General features: G+C 37.4%; 17 protein-coding genes and 1 pseudogene. 13 read left to right on the top strand and 5 right to left on the bottom strand.

Going from position 1 to position 16,402, the window contains the following annotated elements; genetic code table 11:
* The first annotated feature begins 128 nt into the window (after positions 1-128).
* The 7 genes from N824_RS06145 to N824_RS30065 all read left to right on the top strand — a co-directional run bounded on the left by N824_RS06145 (position 129) and on the right by N824_RS30065 (position 5,995).
* Positions 129-650: a hypothetical protein gene (locus N824_RS06145; protein ID WP_048904264.1), complete on the top strand. Its 522-nt coding sequence runs from the start codon at positions 129-131 to the stop codon at positions 648-650.
* 10 nt (positions 651-660) lie between these two features.
* Positions 661-1,389 (top strand): gliding motility-associated ABC transporter permease subunit GldF, encoded by a 729-nt coding sequence (gene gldF, locus N824_RS06150; RefSeq protein WP_048904265.1) that lies wholly within the window; start codon positions 661-663, stop codon positions 1,387-1,389.
* Entirely contained in the window at positions 1,383-3,065 is a 1,683-nt protein-coding gene (gldG, locus tag N824_RS06155; protein ID WP_048904266.1) for a gliding motility-associated ABC transporter substrate-binding protein GldG, read from the top strand. Before gldF ends, gldG begins: the two co-directional genes overlap by 7 nt.
* Positions 3,066-3,099: 34 nt before the next feature.
* Entirely contained in the window at positions 3,100-4,224 is a 1,125-nt protein-coding gene (gene dnaN / locus N824_RS06160) for a DNA polymerase III subunit beta (RefSeq protein ID WP_048904267.1), read from the top strand.
* A 75-nt stretch (positions 4,225-4,299) separates the two neighbouring features.
* A complete protein-coding gene (locus N824_RS06165) occupies positions 4,300-4,983 on the top strand; it encodes a DUF4397 domain-containing protein (RefSeq protein ID WP_048904268.1) in 684 nt (227 codons plus the stop codon).
* Between the two features lie 81 nt (positions 4,984-5,064).
* Positions 5,065-5,721, top strand: coding sequence for a DedA family protein (locus N824_RS06170; RefSeq protein ID WP_048904269.1), 657 nt, complete (start codon positions 5,065-5,067; stop codon positions 5,719-5,721).
* 13 nt (positions 5,722-5,734) lie between these two features.
* Positions 5,735-5,995 (top strand): hypothetical protein, encoded by a 261-nt coding sequence (locus N824_RS30065; protein WP_152542000.1) that lies wholly within the window; start codon positions 5,735-5,737, stop codon positions 5,993-5,995.
* A 17-nt stretch (positions 5,996-6,012) separates the two neighbouring features.
* Here N824_RS30065 and dnaK read toward each other — a convergent pair whose 3' ends face one another.
* The 4 genes from dnaK to N824_RS06190 form a co-directional block, all read right to left on the bottom strand.
* Positions 6,013-7,872, bottom strand: coding sequence for a molecular chaperone DnaK (gene dnaK, locus N824_RS06175; RefSeq protein ID WP_048904270.1), 1,860 nt, complete (start codon positions 7,870-7,872; stop codon positions 6,013-6,015).
* Positions 7,873-7,964: 92 nt separating this feature from the next.
* Positions 7,965-9,149 carry an ATP-binding protein gene (locus N824_RS06180; RefSeq protein WP_048904271.1) on the bottom strand — a complete coding sequence of 395 codons (1,185 nt, stop codon included), beginning with the start codon at positions 9,147-9,149 and terminating at the stop codon, positions 7,965-7,967.
* A 39-nt stretch (positions 9,150-9,188) separates the two neighbouring features.
* Positions 9,189-10,262 (bottom strand): DUF3810 domain-containing protein, encoded by a 1,074-nt coding sequence (locus N824_RS06185; protein WP_048904272.1) that lies wholly within the window; start codon positions 10,260-10,262, stop codon positions 9,189-9,191.
* Entirely contained in the window at positions 10,262-11,596 is a 1,335-nt protein-coding gene (locus N824_RS06190) for a dihydroorotase (protein ID WP_048904273.1), read from the bottom strand. Before N824_RS06190 ends, N824_RS06185 begins: the two co-directional genes overlap by 1 nt.
* A 169-nt stretch (positions 11,597-11,765) precedes the next feature.
* Between N824_RS06190 and N824_RS06195 the strand changes: the two genes are divergently transcribed.
* The 3 genes from N824_RS06195 to N824_RS06210 all read left to right on the top strand — a co-directional run bounded on the left by N824_RS06195 (position 11,766) and on the right by N824_RS06210 (position 14,130).
* Positions 11,766-13,088 carry a DEAD/DEAH box helicase gene (locus N824_RS06195; protein WP_048904274.1) on the top strand — a complete coding sequence of 441 codons (1,323 nt, stop codon included), beginning with the start codon at positions 11,766-11,768 and terminating at the stop codon, positions 13,086-13,088.
* A 287-nt stretch (positions 13,089-13,375) separates the two neighbouring features.
* Positions 13,376-13,711: a gliding motility protein GldC gene (gldC, locus tag N824_RS06205; RefSeq protein ID WP_048904276.1), complete on the top strand. Its 336-nt coding sequence runs from the start codon at positions 13,376-13,378 to the stop codon at positions 13,709-13,711.
* Between the two features lie 5 nt (positions 13,712-13,716).
* The gene (locus N824_RS06210; RefSeq protein WP_048904277.1) at positions 13,717-14,130 is read left to right on the top strand and encodes a hypothetical protein; all 414 of its coding nucleotides are present in this window, start codon (positions 13,717-13,719) and stop codon (positions 14,128-14,130) included.
* 4 nt (positions 14,131-14,134) lie between these two features.
* Here the strand turns inward: N824_RS06210 and N824_RS06215 are convergent, their stop codons facing one another.
* Entirely contained in the window at positions 14,135-14,650 is a 516-nt protein-coding gene (locus N824_RS06215; RefSeq protein WP_048904278.1) for a DUF421 domain-containing protein, read from the bottom strand.
* A gap of 101 nt (positions 14,651-14,751) precedes the next feature.
* Between N824_RS06215 and N824_RS06220 the strand changes: the two are divergent.
* The 3 genes and pseudogenes from N824_RS06220 to N824_RS06230 all read left to right on the top strand — a co-directional run bounded on the left by N824_RS06220 (position 14,752) and on the right by N824_RS06230 (position 16,346).
* Positions 14,752-15,414, top strand: a pseudogene (locus tag N824_RS06220) (heme exporter protein CcmB).
* A 52-nt stretch (positions 15,415-15,466) separates the two neighbouring features.
* Positions 15,467-16,126 carry a cytochrome c biogenesis protein CcsA gene (gene ccsA / locus N824_RS06225; protein WP_048904279.1) on the top strand — a complete coding sequence of 220 codons (660 nt, stop codon included), beginning with the start codon at positions 15,467-15,469 and terminating at the stop codon, positions 16,124-16,126.
* 1 nt (position 16,127) lies between these two features.
* Positions 16,128-16,346, top strand: coding sequence for a CcmD family protein (locus tag N824_RS06230; protein ID WP_048904280.1), 219 nt, complete (start codon positions 16,128-16,130; stop codon positions 16,344-16,346).
* The last annotated feature ends 56 nt before the right edge of the window (positions 16,347-16,402 follow it).

Consider the following 16,402-nt stretch of genomic DNA (forward strand, 5'->3'; position numbering starts at 1 on the left):
TTCTTAAAAGCATCTTTGTATATAGTAGCGGTGTTATTATGTTAGAAAAGAAGACAACCTGGTAATCATCCAAAGCTTTGTTATACTAGCTATATTTTATAATATTGCAGCTCATTGAAATTTAACTAATGAAAAAAATATTTTTCTTAATTCTTACTTCGGGACTTTTCCAGTTTGTTGATGCTAAAGCACAATCCAGCGTTCAAATTGCAGAGCCGAGGTTGGGAATTGGATTTGACCTAGGCTTGCCTATCGGCGACTTTGGAGACTTTGCAAATTATGGAACAGGTGGTTCTATACTTTATCAGCATCCGGTATCAAAATCATTAAACATTACTGGAAATGTAGGCTATATCAGATTCAATGGCAAAGAAACGATTGGTACATTGAAATACAGGCAAAGTTTTATTCCGATTAAAGTTGGAGTAAGATATTTCATCACCGAAAATATTTACGGCACAGCTGAAGTTGGATCGTCTATCGCGACAGCTAACGGCAGTGGAGTTTCTTTTATTTATACACCTGGTTTGGGCGTTGAAATTCCTGTTTCACGTACAGGTTCCTTAGATATTGGAGCCAGATATGAGGGGTGGACAAAAAATACGGGAACTTTATCATTTATTGGTTTAAGAGCCGGATACAATTTTTAAAAGCAAATGAATGTACGCAGTTTTTAAAAGGGAATTATTCAGTTTGTTAAATTCATTAATGGCTTATATTACCATTGGTGTGTTTTTACTAACCTCAGGTTTGCTGCTTTGGTTTTTTCCGGATACCTCGATACTGGAGTATGGATATGCTGAACTCACTGGGTTCTTTAGTCTGGTACCATTCCTATTCATGTTTTTGATTCCTGCAATTACCATGCGTTCGTTTGCTGAAGAAAGGAGAGAAGGTACTTATGTTCTATTGGCATCCAGGCCATTAACAGATTGGCAAATTATTCTGGCAAAGTATTTTGCATGTTTGGTATTGGTTTTATTTTCATTAATACCCACACTAATTTATTATTACTCTATTTATAAGCTGGGTTTGCCAGCCGGGAATATTGATACTGGTGCGGTAATTGGTTCGTATTTGGGTTTATTGCTGCTAGGAAGCGCTTTTACTGGTATTGGGATATTTGCTTCATCCATCACTAAAAACCAGGTTATTGCCTTCGCAGTTGCAGTATTTATCTGCTTTGTAGCGTACAGCGGTTTTGATGCACTGAGCAAGATTTTTGCGATGAGGTACCTGGAAACTATTTTTTTAGGATTAAGTGTAAATGAGCACTATCAATCTATAAGCAGAGGCGTTTTGGATACTCGTGATCTTGTTTATTTTGTCAGTTTTGTATTGTTCTTTTTGGGAATTACCAAGCTGGTAATAGGAGGTAGAAAATGGTAAAGTTAAAGAGCAGCAAAAGTATCGGATTTCTTGTTCTTTTGGCAGGACTGGTGTTGCTAAATATGGCAGCACAGTACGTTTATACCCGGATAGACTTTACAAAAGAGAAACGTTTTACGTTAACGCCAAAATCTAAAACGATTTTAAAAGAAGCTAGAAAGCCAATAACAATTACTGTTTTTCTAGAGGGCGATTTACCGTCAGCTTTTAAGCGGTTGAAGAATGCTACAAAAGATCTGCTAACCGACTACAAAGCCTATGCAGGTACTGATATTACCATTGAATTTGTGGATCCGATATCCGGGCTGTCTGCAGCCGAGCAGGATACAGTTATGAATCACTTATATCAGGTAGGAATAGAGCCTACTACTTTAAATATTAAGAACGACAATGGATTTGCACAGAAAACCATATTTCCAATGGCAATGGTTGAAGGGAATGGGAATCAGTTAGCCTTAAAATTGCTGCAAAACCTGGATGCATCAGGTAATTACGAAGAAAATATCAATAATTCTATCCAAAATCTGGAATATGTCTTTACATCAGCCATTCAAAAGGTATTGAGCGGACAGCATCCAAGAATTGGCTTTACGGAAGGAAATGGTGAACTTTCTGATTTGCTGTTGAATGATGCGATAAAAAGTTTGTCGGATAGCTATGATGTTGGTAGGGTAAACCTCAACCAAATTGATAAGGCCGGCTTAGATAAACTAAAGCTATTGATAATTGCAAAACCTGAAAAGGAATTTACTGAAGTCGAAAAATATAAGATCAACTATTTTGTAATGAACGGCGGTAGGGTAGTTTGGAGTATAGATCAGGTGAGCGCCAGTTTAGATAGTTTAAGAGGGGCAGGAGAGCAACTGGCTTTTAACAAAAAACTGAATCTTGATGATATGCTGTTTATATATGGCGCAAGGGTTAACTATGATCTTATAGCTGACGCTAATTGTGCTGAAATTCCTTTAAGTATGGGTGGACAGCAGGGGCAGATTCAAATGGCACCCTGGGTGTTTTATCCAATCCTGATGCCTGACACAGCAAATAGCCTAGTAAAAAATATTGATGGAGTAAGAAGTGAGTTTGTTAGTACTGTTGATACTATCGGGGTGAAAGGAATTAGCAAAAAAGTGATTTTACAAAGCTCAGCTTATAATAAAGTGCATCCTACACCAAAGATGCTTTCGTTGCAAATGGTTGCTGAACAGCCGGATCCGCGAGAGTATGCCAGCGTTCAGCGAACTGTGGGTGTGCTATTGGAGGGTAAATTTCAATCTGTATTTTTAAACAGGCCCATTCCCACCGGAATTACTGAACAATATGGTGTAACTGCAGAGAGTAAGCCTACAAAAATGATAGTGATTGGGGATGGAGATGTCTTTAAAAATCAGATCAGTGCCAGAGACGGATCTGTTTTTCCGTTGGGTTTTGACAGATATACGGAAAGAAACTATGGAAATAAGGCATTGTTATTAAATATTGCCGACTTTTTATCTAATGATGATAATTTGATCTCTTTGCGCAATAAAGAAGTTAAGATCAGGTTGTTGGATAAGGTACGTTTACGTACCGAAAAGCTACAATGGCAGCTTATCAATGTTGTTTTTCCTTTACTATTGTTAATATCGTTCGCAATTTTTCAACATTATTACCGCAAACATAAGTATGCAAGGTAATTTTTATATTTTTGAGAACTGACAAGATCATACTATGAGATTTATTGTATCCACATCAACGTTATTAAAACATTTGCAAACAGTAAATGGTGCATCAAGCAGCAGTACTGTTTTGCCTATACTGGAAAATTTCTTATTTGAAATTAAAGACGGAAATTTAACGATATCTGCAACGGACTTACAAACCAGCATGACCACTTCTTTGGCTGTTGAATCTAAAGAAGGCGGTAAAGTAGCTGTGCCGGCAAGAATACTGTTAGATACCTTAAAGACTTTACCAGATCAACCTATTTCTTTTAATATTGACGATGCATCATTCTCTATTGAGATTAGTGCAGGAGATGGTAAATATAAACTGAGTGGTGAAAATGGAGATGATTTTCCAAAAATACCGGTTGTTGAAAATGCATCATCTGTAAACTTACCTGCATCTGTATTGACTGAGGCCATTACTAAAACTATTTTTGCAGTAAGTAATGATGAGTTAAGACCGGCCATGACTGGCGTTTTTTGTCAATTGTCTGAAGAACACATCACTTTTGTAGCAACCGATGCACATAAGTTGGTGAGGTACAGACGTATGGATAGTAAAGCAGATAAAACATCTTCTTTTATTCTTCCTAAAAAAGCTTTAACTTTATTGAAAGCAGCATTACCATCAACAGATGTGAATGTTTCTGTTGATTATAACGCAACAAGCGCTTTCTTTAAATTTGAGAATATAAACCTGGTTTGTCGTTTGATTGATGAGCGTTATCCAGATTATGAGGCGGTAATACCGGCTAATAACCCGAATAAATTAGTGATTGACAGAGCTTTGTTTTTGAATACACTACGCAGGGTAGTTATTTTTGCTAACAAAACCACTCATCAGGTAAGGTTAAAAATCAATGGAAGTGAATTAAATATTTCTTCTGAGGATTTAGATTTTGCGAATGAAGCGCATGAGCGTTTAAGTTGCCAGTACGAAGGAGAAGATCTGGAAATAGGATTTAACGCACGTTTCTTAATCGAAATGTTAAGCAATTTGAGTGGAGAGGAAGTTACATTGGAGCTTTCTACCCCAAATCGCGCTGGATTGTTAATTCCACAGACTAATGATGAGAATGAAGATGTTTTAATGCTGGTTATGCCGGTAATGTTGAATAATTATAATTAATACTTATTTAAATATTTGTGGTGGCTTGGTTTTGACCAGGTCATCGTTGTTTAGTGTAATTTTAATAATACTACTATGAAAAAATCATTCTTTTTATGCTTAACTCTGGGTGTTGTACTGCTGAGCTCTTGTTTTAAAGAACCCAAACCAGAACCTGTTGGAGACGCATATATTAATGCTGTTAACGCGGTGAGAGGGTCAAGCCCGCAGGAGTTTTATTTGAATGGAAGTAAGAAAAATTCTGTTCCTATTCCTTATGGTGCATCCAGTGGCTATATTACTGTTACTTCGGGAAATAGTCAGTTTGCTTTTGGTAATGTAAGTTCGGAAACAGCTAATGCGGCTACGCAAGTTGTAGGTGTTCCAATTGGTGTTAATGCAACGGTTTTTTATTATACCGAATCGAAGAGTCAAAGCACTCAGGAGGAATTGCATATGGCTACTATTATCAATGATGATATGAAGCCATCAGCGGTTGCAGGTAAGGCCAAGGTAAGATTTATTAATTTAAATTATTTATTACTTAATACCATTTCAGTTTTATCTGGAACAACTAAAATCGTAGAAAAAATACCTTTTAAAAGTTCATCGTCTTATATCGATTTAGATCCAGGCACCAAATTTAAATTTGTTGCAGATATCGTAGATTCACCTGCTTCGGTTGAACTTGATCCGAATTTGCAAGCAAATAAAAATTATACCATCTGGGTTGATGGAGTGACCGCAACAGAACTTACAGGACACGTTATCGCACACTAATTAATTAAATGACATTTCTAAGTTTAAAAATATCATGGTAATAAGCATGATATTTTTATTTTTGGGCTTAATTTATAAAACTTGGAATTTTTCACTTTTTTAATAGACTTTCTTCTTCATATTGATAAACATTTGGAGGAGATCATCAGAGATTATCAGAATTGGACTTATGCCATTCTTTTTTTAATCATTTTTGCCGAAACAGGTTTTGTAGTTACTCCCTTTTTACCTGGTGATTCCTTACTGTTCGCCATGGGAACTTTAATTGCCGGAGAAAATACGGGTTTGAGTATTTGGGTGATGCTGATCCTCTTAATTGTGGCAGCTATATTGGGTAATTCCTTAAATTATAAATTGGGTAGCTATTTTGGTGTCCGGGTGTTTAAAGAGAACAACAGAATACTAAAACTTGAATATTATAACCAGTCGCATATGTTTTTTGAAAAGCATGGCGGTAAAGCCATTATTTTTAGTCGCTTCCTGCCTATTTTCAGGACAATAGCTCCATTCGTTGCGGGTGTGGCAAAAATGCCGTTTGGAAGATTTACTCTTTTTAATGTTATCGGAGGGGTGGCCTGGATAACCAGTTTACTTATGGCAGGATACTTATTGGGACAAATTCCAGTGGTTAAAAAGAACTTTGATATCGTAATTGTAGTGATTGCTGTTGTTACTTTTTTCCCTGCAATATTTGCAGCTTTAAGATCTAAGTTTAAAAAGAAAGAAGTAAAAGAGTAGATTAGTAGCAGGGTTGACCCGCATCAACCCATGCCGGGTAGCAGAAACAGCCCGTGCTTCTGCAGTACTGTGTATCGACGTTTATCTGGAACTGAATGGTGCAAACATAGTTTATGTTCGCTTTGTAGAACCTATTGATGCCGGGACAGGGCGTGAAAGCGGTCAGGTGGTTAATTGTCATTTGAGTAAGGGACCCACACGAGCTGAACAGAATAGTCGCCGCAATAAGCGTTACGGAAATAAAAATATATTCCATTTCCGTAAAACTCTATAAAGAAACCTTTAAGGCGGTTATTTATCGATGCTTTTTCCCTTCATGGCTGAAGAAACAGCCACGTCCATAACCCTCTCGGCAAATGGGCGTGTAAATTCATTTAATTGGTCGGCTTTCTTAAGGATTTCATCTTTCTCTGCTTTGGCAAGTGCTTCTTTGAGTGCCAGGATATGAATGTTGGTGCTTTCGATTTCATCTGCGGTAAGGAAAGTTCCATGTTTTTCGATAAAACGTTCGGCCGTGTAAACCAATTGTTCGCCTTCACTTCTGGCTTCAATCAGCATCCTTTGTTCTACATCACTTTTTGCATGAGTAATGCTGTCGATCAACATTTTTTCGACAGTTTCATCGGTTAGACCGTAACTAGGAGTGATGTCTATTTCCTGTTTTACACCGGAGCGTAATTCTACCGCTTGTACCGTTAAAATCCCATCGGCGTTTAAAAGGAAGTTGATGTCTACTTTTGGTAGCCCAGCCGGCATAGATGGGATTCCCTTAAGGTCAAATTCTGCTAATTTTCTGTTTTCCTGAACAAGGTCACGTTCCCCCTGGAATACAGATATTTTCATGTTTACTTGTCCGTCAACTGAAGTAGTGTATTGCCTGCCTGCCTTTGTAGGAACTTTTGCATTTCTTGGAATAATGACATCCATTAAGCCACCCATAGTTTCAATCCCTAGTGATAAAGGAGTTACGTCTAATAAAAGGATGTCTGACCTGTTTCCGGCAAGGATATCGGCTTGTATGGCTGCTCCTAGAGCAACTACCTCATCAGGGTTAATCTGATCGTGTGGGGCACGGTCAAAGAAATCCGCAACTTGTTTTTTCACATAAGGAGTACGTGTGGACCCGCCAACTAAAACTACCTCATCAATATTTTCGATGGTTAATTTAGCATCAATTAAGGCCTGTTTACACGAGTTTATGGTTTCCTGAACTTTAGGTGCAATTAGTTGTTCAAAAGTTTGTTTATCTATTGAGCACCAGATTTCGCCAAGCTTTTCATTAAATAGATTTTGAGTAGTTAAAGCTTTTTTAGCTTCTTCTGCTTTTAACCTTAAAGCTTGCATTAAACCTGAATCTGCAGCAAGGTCTTCTTTGTTCAGTTTGTTTTTGTCTATCCAGTAATGAACGATGGCACGATCAAAATCGTCGCCACCTAAAAAGGTATTGCCATTAGTTGATAAAACTTCAAATATCCCGTTTTGAATAGAAAGTACAGAGACATCAAAAGTACCTCCACCCAGGTCATAAACGGCTATTGTTTTTTGTTGAGTAGGATCCAGCCCAAGCCCATAAGCCAAACTAGCTGCCGTTGGCTCGTTCACAATCCTTAAAACATCGAGCCCAGCCAGTTTCCCTGCATCGCGGGTTGCTTGTCGCTGACTGTCGTTGAAATACGCAGGAACGGTTATTACCGCTCTGTTTACGGGAGTTTTAAGTGCGTGCTCCGCCCTGGCCTTGAGCTCTTTTAGTATTTCAGCCGATAATTCAATTGGTGTATAAAACTTATCGCCGGCTTTAATTTTAACCAGGGAATCGTTCTCATCATCAATTATTCTATAAGAGAAAGTATCCTGATGACTAGCTACATCTTTGTATGACCTGCCCAGTAAGCGCTTAACGGAAAATATGGTGTTTGAAGGATCTGTAATTAAAAATTCTTTGGCTTCATTTCCAACCAAAGCATCTCCTTGCGCATTGAAATGTACAATAGAAGGAACCAGTAAACCCTTACCAGTATCGTTTATCACTTTAGGGTTCTTATCTGGATCGATAAAGGCAACCAAACTATTTGTTGTCCCTAAATCGATTCCAACGATGATTTCTTCTTGCTGAAATGAGCCTGTTGCCAGGTTGATGGATATTTTTGCCATAGTCCGGCAAATTTAGGAATGTTTAGCTGTTTTTTTGTTTTAAGGTTGTAATGTTTTTCAGATGATGACAATTAACTTGTTCTGCCAGGAGGTTAAAACAAAGAGACAGGATTAAGTTTCAAAAAATCTTCTATGCTCAGTCCGCTTTTTCCAATGCGCAATATCTTCTCAGGATTGAACTGTTTTTGGAATTCGTTTAAGCCGGAAATACTTGAATCGTGACCACTTTTTACTTCAAGTCCAATTACTTTTCCCCTACGCTCCAGTACAAAGTCTACCTCGTTGTTGCGCTCGCGCCAATAATATACTTTAAAGCCTTCGGTGAGTGCCGAATTAACTAAATGAGCTCCTACGGCAGATTCTGCCATTCTACCCCATTCTTTTGGGTCTTGCCTGACTTCATCAAATAGCTCATTACGCTGTGCGCTAATTAATGCAGTATTGTGAACCTGGAATTTAGGACTCGAAGAACGTTTTCTAATTATATCGGCAGCATATTTTTCAATTCCACCTAATAGACCGGCAGTATCAAGCAGTTCAAGGTAATGCGATAATGTTACCGTATTGCCTGCATCTTGTAGTTGGCCTAGTATCTTTGTGAATGACAGAATTTGCCCGGAGTACAAACATCCGAGTTCAAATAGCCTTCTCATCAGTGTAGGTTTATCAACGCGTGTGAGCATCAAAATATCTTTGGAAATGCTTGTTTCTATGAGCGATTGATTAATATAGTTTTTCCATCGTTCTTCATTTTGAATAATATTTCCTGATCCGGGATAGCCTCCAAACCAGATATATTGATTAAGTGTCCAGTTAAAGGCTCTATTCATTTCTGTATAGGACCAGTGGGACATATAGGTGGTTTCGAATCGACCGGCAAGTGATTCTGTGAGGCCTTGTTGTTGGAGTAACCTTGACGAACCTAATAAAATTACTTTTAGCGGTCTATTTTCTCTTGTGTCAGTATCCCATAACAATTTTACGGTTTCACTCCAGTTATTTATTTTCTGAATCTCATCTATAATAAGTAAAAATTCTGAAGATGTATTAACAGCCATTCGTTGTCGTGCAACTTCCCACTGTTGAGATAACCATGCTTTATCAGAAAATGCTACCGCATCGGCAGAAACGAAATAGGATGGGATGTTTATTTGTTTAGTTATTTGATTAACTAATGTAGTTTTTCCTACCTGACGTGGACCCATTACTACTTGAATGTGCTTTCTTTGTTCTAAGATTCGAGATGTAAGTTCTTTAATATGAGGTCTTTGAAACACGTAATCTCTAAAGAATTATTTTAACTGAACCACTAATTTTTATGGGGCAAGTTCCTTTTTATGAATGTTATAGAGCCAAAGCACAATATCCTGATAGCTGTTTGTTCCCTTATCCTGGTTGTTTAGTTTTAGAAATCTATCGAAAGCAACATCCATATATCCAAACATCTCGCTATTGTACTTGCGCCAAAAATCACGGTCGTTTTTAAAGTCTTGTATAGTGCCAGGATTAATGGTAGCATACAAAGCATCATAATCTTCCTGAGACTTGATTCTGATCTCGAACAGTATGCTTTTTAACATCGCATAGGAGGCGGAATATTGAAAATTTGGATCGGCACTATTTGCGGCTACAAGATAACCAATAAGGTTTGCTTCATCTTCGCGACCAATGCCCAGCTGATGGGCTATTTCGTGACAGGTAACAAAGGGTAGGGCTATAGCCGGTAATCTCATATTTACATTTGCCTCTCCAGAGAGTGGATTATAATATCCTTCGATGCCAATTTTTGTAACTATCCAGCTATTTAATACAGGTTTTACCGCAGGGCTACGGTATTTGAAAATGGAATTTCTTTGTTCCATCTTATCATAACCAGCTTTAGCCCTAATTTCTAATTCCTTAATGTTATATCTTGTTTTCTTTACTTTTTGGAGATGGTTCAGTTTATTGATGAAAAACTTACCAAGTAAAACCAGCTCAGGTGTATTGTATTTTTCATCGTTGATGCCCAGTTGTTTAGAAACTGAAGGGCGCGAATAGTTTAGGCCCCAAAGGATTTTAAAAATCAAATAAAGAATAAGAATAAAGTTAATTACCTGTAGGGGCACTTTTACCCGATCTGCTTTTTTTAATGATTTTTGGATTACCCTTTTATAGAACAGAAATAAGCTTCTGATTACAAAAAGTATGAGCAGCAGGTAAAGAAAGTCGCCAAGTGCAAAGGGAACTAATGAGCTTATAAAGCGCTGAATAACAGAACTGACCTGATAAAGCCCTTCTGAATAAATGTTTTCAACGAACCGGCTGAAAAAGCCAGTTAAAAAAACAATTACTGAAAGAGATAAGAGGATAACAAATTTTCGTATTTCAGGTTTATAAGCTGCATTCATTACCTGTTAAAGGTTAATCTTTTTCCGTTTTCTCTTGTTGTAAATCGTCCTTTTTGATAGGCAAGATTGCCCGATACAAAGGTGTGTGTTACTTCGGCTTGGAATGTTTGATCTTCAAAAGGAGACCAACCACATTTATAAAGCACATTTTGTCGGGTCACTTTAAATGGATCATTCAGGTTCACCAATACCAAATCTGCCCAATACCCTTCTCTAATAAATCCTCTTCTGTCGATATTGAAACAAATAGCTACATTATGCGCAGTTTTTTCGGCAATCTTTTCTAAAGTGATCTTTTTTTGATGGTACATTTCAAATAAAGCAGGTAAGGCATGCTGCACCAATGGTCCACCGGAAGGGGCTTTCAGGTAAGGTTGTTCCTTTTCTGCTATGGTATGCGGAGCATGATCTGTCGCTATAATATCTAAATGATTGTCTAGTACTCCTTTTAAAATAGCCTCCTTATCTTCTGCTGTTTTTACAGCAGGATTCCATTTTATCCAGTTTCCTTTGGTAGCATAGTCCCTGTCATCAAACCAAAGATGATGAATACAGGCCTCTGCAGTGATTTTTTTATCTTTTAAAGGAGTTATGTTGTCGAACAATGCAATTTCTTTGGCGGTTGATATGTGTAAAATATGTAGGCGGGTTCCGTGTTTCTTAGCAAGCTCTATGGCCATTGATGAAGAAATATAACAGGCCTCTGCACTTCTGATAAGAGGGTGCATGTCAATGGTTATATTCTCGCCGTACTTTTCCTTAAATAAGGCCATATTGGCTCTTATGGTTTGCTCATCTTCGCAGTGAGTTGCCACTAACATTGGTGCCTCTTTGAAGATATTTTCTAATACCTTTTCATTGTCGACCAGCATATTGCCGGTTGATGAACCCATGAAAACTTTAATCCCACAAACGTTTTTAGGATCTGTTTTTAGTACTTCTTCAATATTGGTATTTGATGCACCCATAAAGAAAGAGTAGTTGGCAAGAGACATTTCAGCCGCAATCTGATACTTATCTGCAAGTAATTGTTGCGTTAGTGTATTGGGAATGGTATTGGGCATTTCCATAAAAGAAGTAATGCCACCTGCTACTGCAGCCATACTTTCAGAAAAGATATCTGCCTTGTCTGTAAGGCCAGGTTCCCTAAAATGTACCTGGTCATCAATCATTCCCGGGAAAAGATGTAATCCTTCCGCATTGATTTCCTGATCTGCAGGTTCATCAATGTTTAGTGCAATTTTTTCAATAAACCCAGCCTTTATGAGTACGTCGGCGACTACTATTTGGCCTTCATTTACAATTGAAGCAGCTTTTATAAGTATGGTATTCATGGTGTCAAACTTAAATAAAATATTCTTTTCAGCTTATGTCATCCTGAATTTATTTCAGCACCTCGCACCTGCAATGCCTCCTTTCTCTTTAAAGGTCCTGAAATAAATTCAGGATGACGTGGTGGTTAAATACAAAGGCTAGGAAATAAATTTTGACTACTTTTGCCGAATGGCCAAGAATTTCGAAGAGTTTAACCTAAATCGACAGATTTTAAATGCTGTAGCTGATGCAGGCTTTACTGTTGCTACTCCTATACAAGAAAAAGCAATAGCCCCTGTATTGTCTGGTCAGGATATTTTCGGTATTGCCGAAACTGGAACAGGTAAAACTGCTGCTTATGTTTTGCCTATTCTAATGCAATTGAAATATGCACAGGGAGACTCTGCACGTGCATTAATATTAGCCCCAACAAGAGAGTTGGCGATGCAAATTACTGAGCATATCCAGATTTTCTCTAAATATACCGATCTGCGTACTGTTGTGGTTTATGGAGGACTAGGGCCTAAAACTCAGATCGAACAGATTAAAGCCGGTGTTGATATTATTGTGGCTACGCCAGGAAGATTTTTAGATATTTATTTAGCCGGTCATATCAATACCCAATACATAAAGTTTTTGGTGCTAGATGAGGCAGATAAAATGATGGATATGGGTTTTATTGGCTCTATTCATAGGATTTTGGAGATTGTACCTCGTAAAAGACAGAACCTTTTGTTCTCGGCTACGATGAGTAATCTTGTACAAAAGATTGCGGGCGACTTTTTAAAACACCCAACGTTAATTGAGGTGGCAGAGCAAGCTACTCCAGCTGCGACGGTTACTCAAACCTTGTACGAAGTGCCAAACTTTAAAACCAAGATTAACCTGCTGCAACACTTAATGAAAAATGATGAGGAGTTTAAAAGACTGATCATTTTCTGTAAAACCAAAACAGTAGCGGACAACATTTTTAGTTTCATTGAGCGGAGGTTTGGGCCAGAGGCGGTTAGGGTAATTCATGCAAATAAAGGCCAGAACACAAGGATTAATTCTATAAATAATTTTAAAGAAGGGAATATCAGGGTATTGGTAGCAACTGACGTTGCATCGCGTGGTATTGACGTTTCGGAAGTAAGCCATGTGATTAACTTTGATGTTCCAATTATCATTGAGGATTATGTGCATAGAATTGGTCGCACCGGAAGAGCATATTCAAAAGGAGATGCGCTTACTTTCTGTACACCAGCCGAAAAATATTACATTGAGAAAATACAAAAATTAATAAGACAAGAAATTCCTGTTGTACCTTTGCCAGCCGAAGTTTTTGTGGAAGAAACCCCTTATGAGGAGAAACAGGCTATAAATCGTGCAATTGACGATCAAAAGCGTAAAGAAGATCCTGATTTTAAAGGTGCTTTCCACGAGAAAAAACATGCTGTCGCCATTGCAGCTGCTGCAAGAAATAAAACAAATAAGCAGCCTGCATGGAAAAAGAAGAAATTCAAAAAATAGTTAAAGACATTGAAAGTAAAACTGACCCCGCTTAATATTGTTTCAGCCATCTGCCTGGTTATTGCCATCATGTTGCTGATAAATAAGAAAGAAGAGGGGAATCCCAAATATGTGGATATTACGGGAATCCTTATTGGGTTTAGCTTTTTGACCGCAATTGTTGCTTTCATATCAGATCAAATTTTTAGAAGGTTTATTTTAAACCTAAAGAAACTATGGGTTGTAGAAGGCGTGTTAATTATTTTCATCATCATTTTAATATTTATAATAAAAGCTAGTATAAGTTAATGAAGCAAGCAGAAATTAAAATCACCGTTCAGTTAGACGATAATAATGTCCCTGATAATATCCTTTGGGAATCTACAGATGCACAAACTCAGGAACAAGTTCCGGTTAAGTCTATGATGCTGGCATTGTGGGATCACAACTATAAGAACTCAATGCGCATTGATCTTTGGACTAAAGACATGCCTGTTGATGAGATGAAGCGTTTTTTTTATGAAACGTTGCAAACTATGGGTGATAGTTTTTTAAAAGCTACCGGAGAAACACTTATAGTGGAAGATTTGCGTGATTACTGTGCGCATTTTGCTGATAAAATGGGGATCAATACTCAAGGATAAGTAAAATGAGACTGCAGGGAATAATAGGGTCAGCACTTATGGCCGTAGGAGGGATGTGCCCGTTAATGCGTATTCCAATTATTGGCAGCTGGAATTATTTTGATATAGACCAGAGGTTAGCCATTGCTTTTTATGTATTGGTGGTAATTGGATTGATAGGGGCCTTCGCAAATAAAGCCGGACTCATAAAATTGGCCGGTTGGGGAGGAATTATTTTAGTGCTAATTACCCTGGCCGGCATATACTTTAAGGCACATGATTCATTTAGTTTTCTTCATTTTAAAAAACTAATAAACTTTGGTGCAGGTATGGTAAAATTAAAATGGGGTTGGTATGTTATTGCCGCTGGAGTATTTATATTGATAACGGTAAGAAAGCCAAAAGTCGTTTTGGCAACTGAAGTGGTTGAGGTAAAGTAGGTAATTAATTCAAATCGCCTAACGATTTGCGTTTCCTTTTCCTTTTAAACTGAGTTTGCTTTAGGTGTTCGTCACCGCTAATGATGCTGATGTTCCCATCAACTTCAAGAATAGCCAATTTTACATCTTTATATTTTTCAATTCCATGCTCTCTCATGGCTTCTTCAAGTTCCTCGTTGGTGATATCTAACTTGCTAAGCTTGTCGAAATTAAATTTACCATTGTGGATAAGGATTTCAGGATGCTGAGAGATAAAGTCTCTCAGCTTTTTGTTTTTAAACATGAGCTTTTTTAAGGCATAGTTTAAAGCAAACAAAACAGCTGCTGCAACTAATCCGCCTAATAAGCTTGTATTATTGCCAACCATAGCGTTTTGAACGGCATTACTGATCAGTAAAATCAATACCACATCAGTAGTGTTGAGCTGCGAAAGCTCCTTTTTACCGGTTAAGCGAATTGCAACAAGCATAAAAGCATAAACTGCAAGGCTTCTTAAAATGATGTCAAGATATTGGTTCATGATCAGGATTCATTTATTAATACAATATTATTNNSMKRWTTAGTTNRCARMANRCYSWTTTGWWTSSWWAANAACNKATKMMWWAWTAWMKTTGCCACAGMATSCNAAWYAWTRCANTNCAGGTAAAATATTTAATTAAGAAAGAAGTACTGCTGGAATGGCGCTCTAAATATGCACTTAATGGTGTGTTGCTTTATGTAGTTTCAACTGTTTTTGTTTGTTTTTTGTCGTTTGTAAGCATTGTGCCAATTACCTGGAATGCATTGTTTTGGATTATCATGCTTTTTGCTTCCATAAATGCAGTTTCAAAAGGTTTTTTGCATGAAAGCAAAGGACAGCAGTTGTACATTTATACCATTGCAAGTCCCCTGGCACTAATCATTTCTAAAACAGTATATAATGTACTTTTGATGATGCTTCTTACCCTTATTGCATTGTTTTTTTACATGATGGTTTTCGATTATGTGCCTCAGGATCTTGGTCTTTACATCATCGCTACGGTATTGGGTAGTTTAAGCTTTTCTACCATTTTCACAATGATTTCAGCAATTGCATCTAAAGCAGGTAACGGAGGGATGCTAATGGCGATACTTAGTTTTCCGGTTATTATACCAGTGCTAATTGTACTGATTAAGCTTACAAAAAATGCAATTGACGGCCTGGACAGAAGTGTTAGTTTAGATGAAATTGGTCTGCTTTTGATTATAAATGCACTGGTTGCGGCAGTAACATTACTGCTATTCCCTTATTTATGGAGAGATTGAGCTTTAAAATCCCCTGCCCAGTTATTACCTTTGTTACAATTAAGCCTATATAATGAACAAGATTTGGTGGAAGATTTTAGGGTCGGTATTAGTTTTGTATACCGCCATAGCAGGATTACTATTTGGAGTACCGCATTTGGCCATATTAAATGAGACAATTCGTAACCTGTATTTTCATGTGCCTATGTGGTTCGCGATGCTTACACTGTTCTCTATTTCGGTATTCTACAGTGTTAAATATTTATTATACGGAAAGGAATCTGATGATATCCGAGCAATAGAGAGTGTAAATGTGGGGATCATTTTTAGTATACTGGGCCTAATTACAGGTGCAGTTTGGGCTAAATTTACCTGGGGACAGTTCTGGAGTTTTGATGTGAAACAGAATTTTACAGCAGTAGCCATACTTTTATATTTTGCCTATCTGGTACTTAGGAATGCTATTGACGAGCAACAAAAAAGAGCCAAAATATCTGCTATTTATAATATTTTTGCCTTTCCGATGATGGTGGTGCTTATAATGGTATTGCCTCGTTTGTCAGACTCATTACACCCCGGAAACGGTGGTAATCCCGGCTTTAACAGCTACGATTTAGATAGCCGTATGCGCGCTGTTTTATATCCGGCATTCATTGGCTGGTCAATAATAGGGTATTGGATTTATACCATTAGATTTAGAATTCGTACAATAGAAAACAAACAAAATTCCTAAGATGAAGAAGATCATATTTGCTTTAATGCTGTTATTAAGTTCAGTGCAATTATTTGCTCAATCTAATGATGTGGAGATGGCTGACGCTTTACGCAGCGACGGAAAGATATATGTTGTTGTTATCTGTATTGTCATAATTCTTGTTGGTTTATTGATTTATCTATTCTCTCTCGATAAAAGATTAAAAAAAATAGAAAAGAAATCTTCTGACAAAAACTAATTTTAAATCGTTTAATCATCGTTTTTATGCCCTTTTAAGGCTAGTGTGTGGCGTAC

Source organism: Pedobacter sp. V48 (assembly GCF_000523515.1).
Lineage (GTDB): Bacteria > Bacteroidota > Bacteroidia > Sphingobacteriales > Sphingobacteriaceae > Pedobacter.

Bases quoted from the DNA above. Each gene is read 5' to 3' on its own strand.
- dnaK (WP_048904270.1), bottom strand. From the start codon at position 7,872: ATGGCAAAAATATCCATCAACCTGGCAACAGGCTCATTTCAGCAAGAA.
- dnaN (WP_048904267.1), top strand. From the start codon at position 3,100: ATGAGATTTATTGTATCCACATCAACGTTATTAAAACATTTGCAAACA.
- ccsA (WP_048904279.1), top strand. From the start codon at position 15,467: ATGAACAAGATTTGGTGGAAGATTTTAGGGTCGGTATTAGTTTTGTAT.
- N824_RS06215 (WP_048904278.1), bottom strand. From the start codon at position 14,650: ATGAACCAATATCTTGACATCATTTTAAGAAGCCTTGCAGTTTATGCT.
- N824_RS06230 (WP_048904280.1), top strand. From the start codon at position 16,128: ATGAAGAAGATCATATTTGCTTTAATGCTGTTATTAAGTTCAGTGCAA.
- N824_RS06145 (WP_048904264.1), top strand. From the start codon at position 129: ATGAAAAAAATATTTTTCTTAATTCTTACTTCGGGACTTTTCCAGTTT.
- gldC (WP_048904276.1), top strand. From the start codon at position 13,376: ATGAAGCAAGCAGAAATTAAAATCACCGTTCAGTTAGACGATAATAAT.
- gldF (WP_048904265.1), top strand. From the start codon at position 661: ATGTACGCAGTTTTTAAAAGGGAATTATTCAGTTTGTTAAATTCATTA.
- N824_RS06190 (WP_048904273.1), bottom strand. From the start codon at position 11,596: ATGAATACCATACTTATAAAAGCTGCTTCAATTGTAAATGAAGGCCAA.
- N824_RS06185 (WP_048904272.1), bottom strand. From the start codon at position 10,262: ATGAATGCAGCTTATAAACCTGAAATACGAAAATTTGTTATCCTCTTA.
- N824_RS06195 (WP_048904274.1), top strand. From the start codon at position 11,766: ATGGCCAAGAATTTCGAAGAGTTTAACCTAAATCGACAGATTTTAAAT.
- gldG (WP_048904266.1), top strand. From the start codon at position 1,383: ATGGTAAAGTTAAAGAGCAGCAAAAGTATCGGATTTCTTGTTCTTTTG.
- N824_RS06210 (WP_048904277.1), top strand. From the start codon at position 13,717: ATGAGACTGCAGGGAATAATAGGGTCAGCACTTATGGCCGTAGGAGGG.
- N824_RS06165 (WP_048904268.1), top strand. From the start codon at position 4,300: ATGAAAAAATCATTCTTTTTATGCTTAACTCTGGGTGTTGTACTGCTG.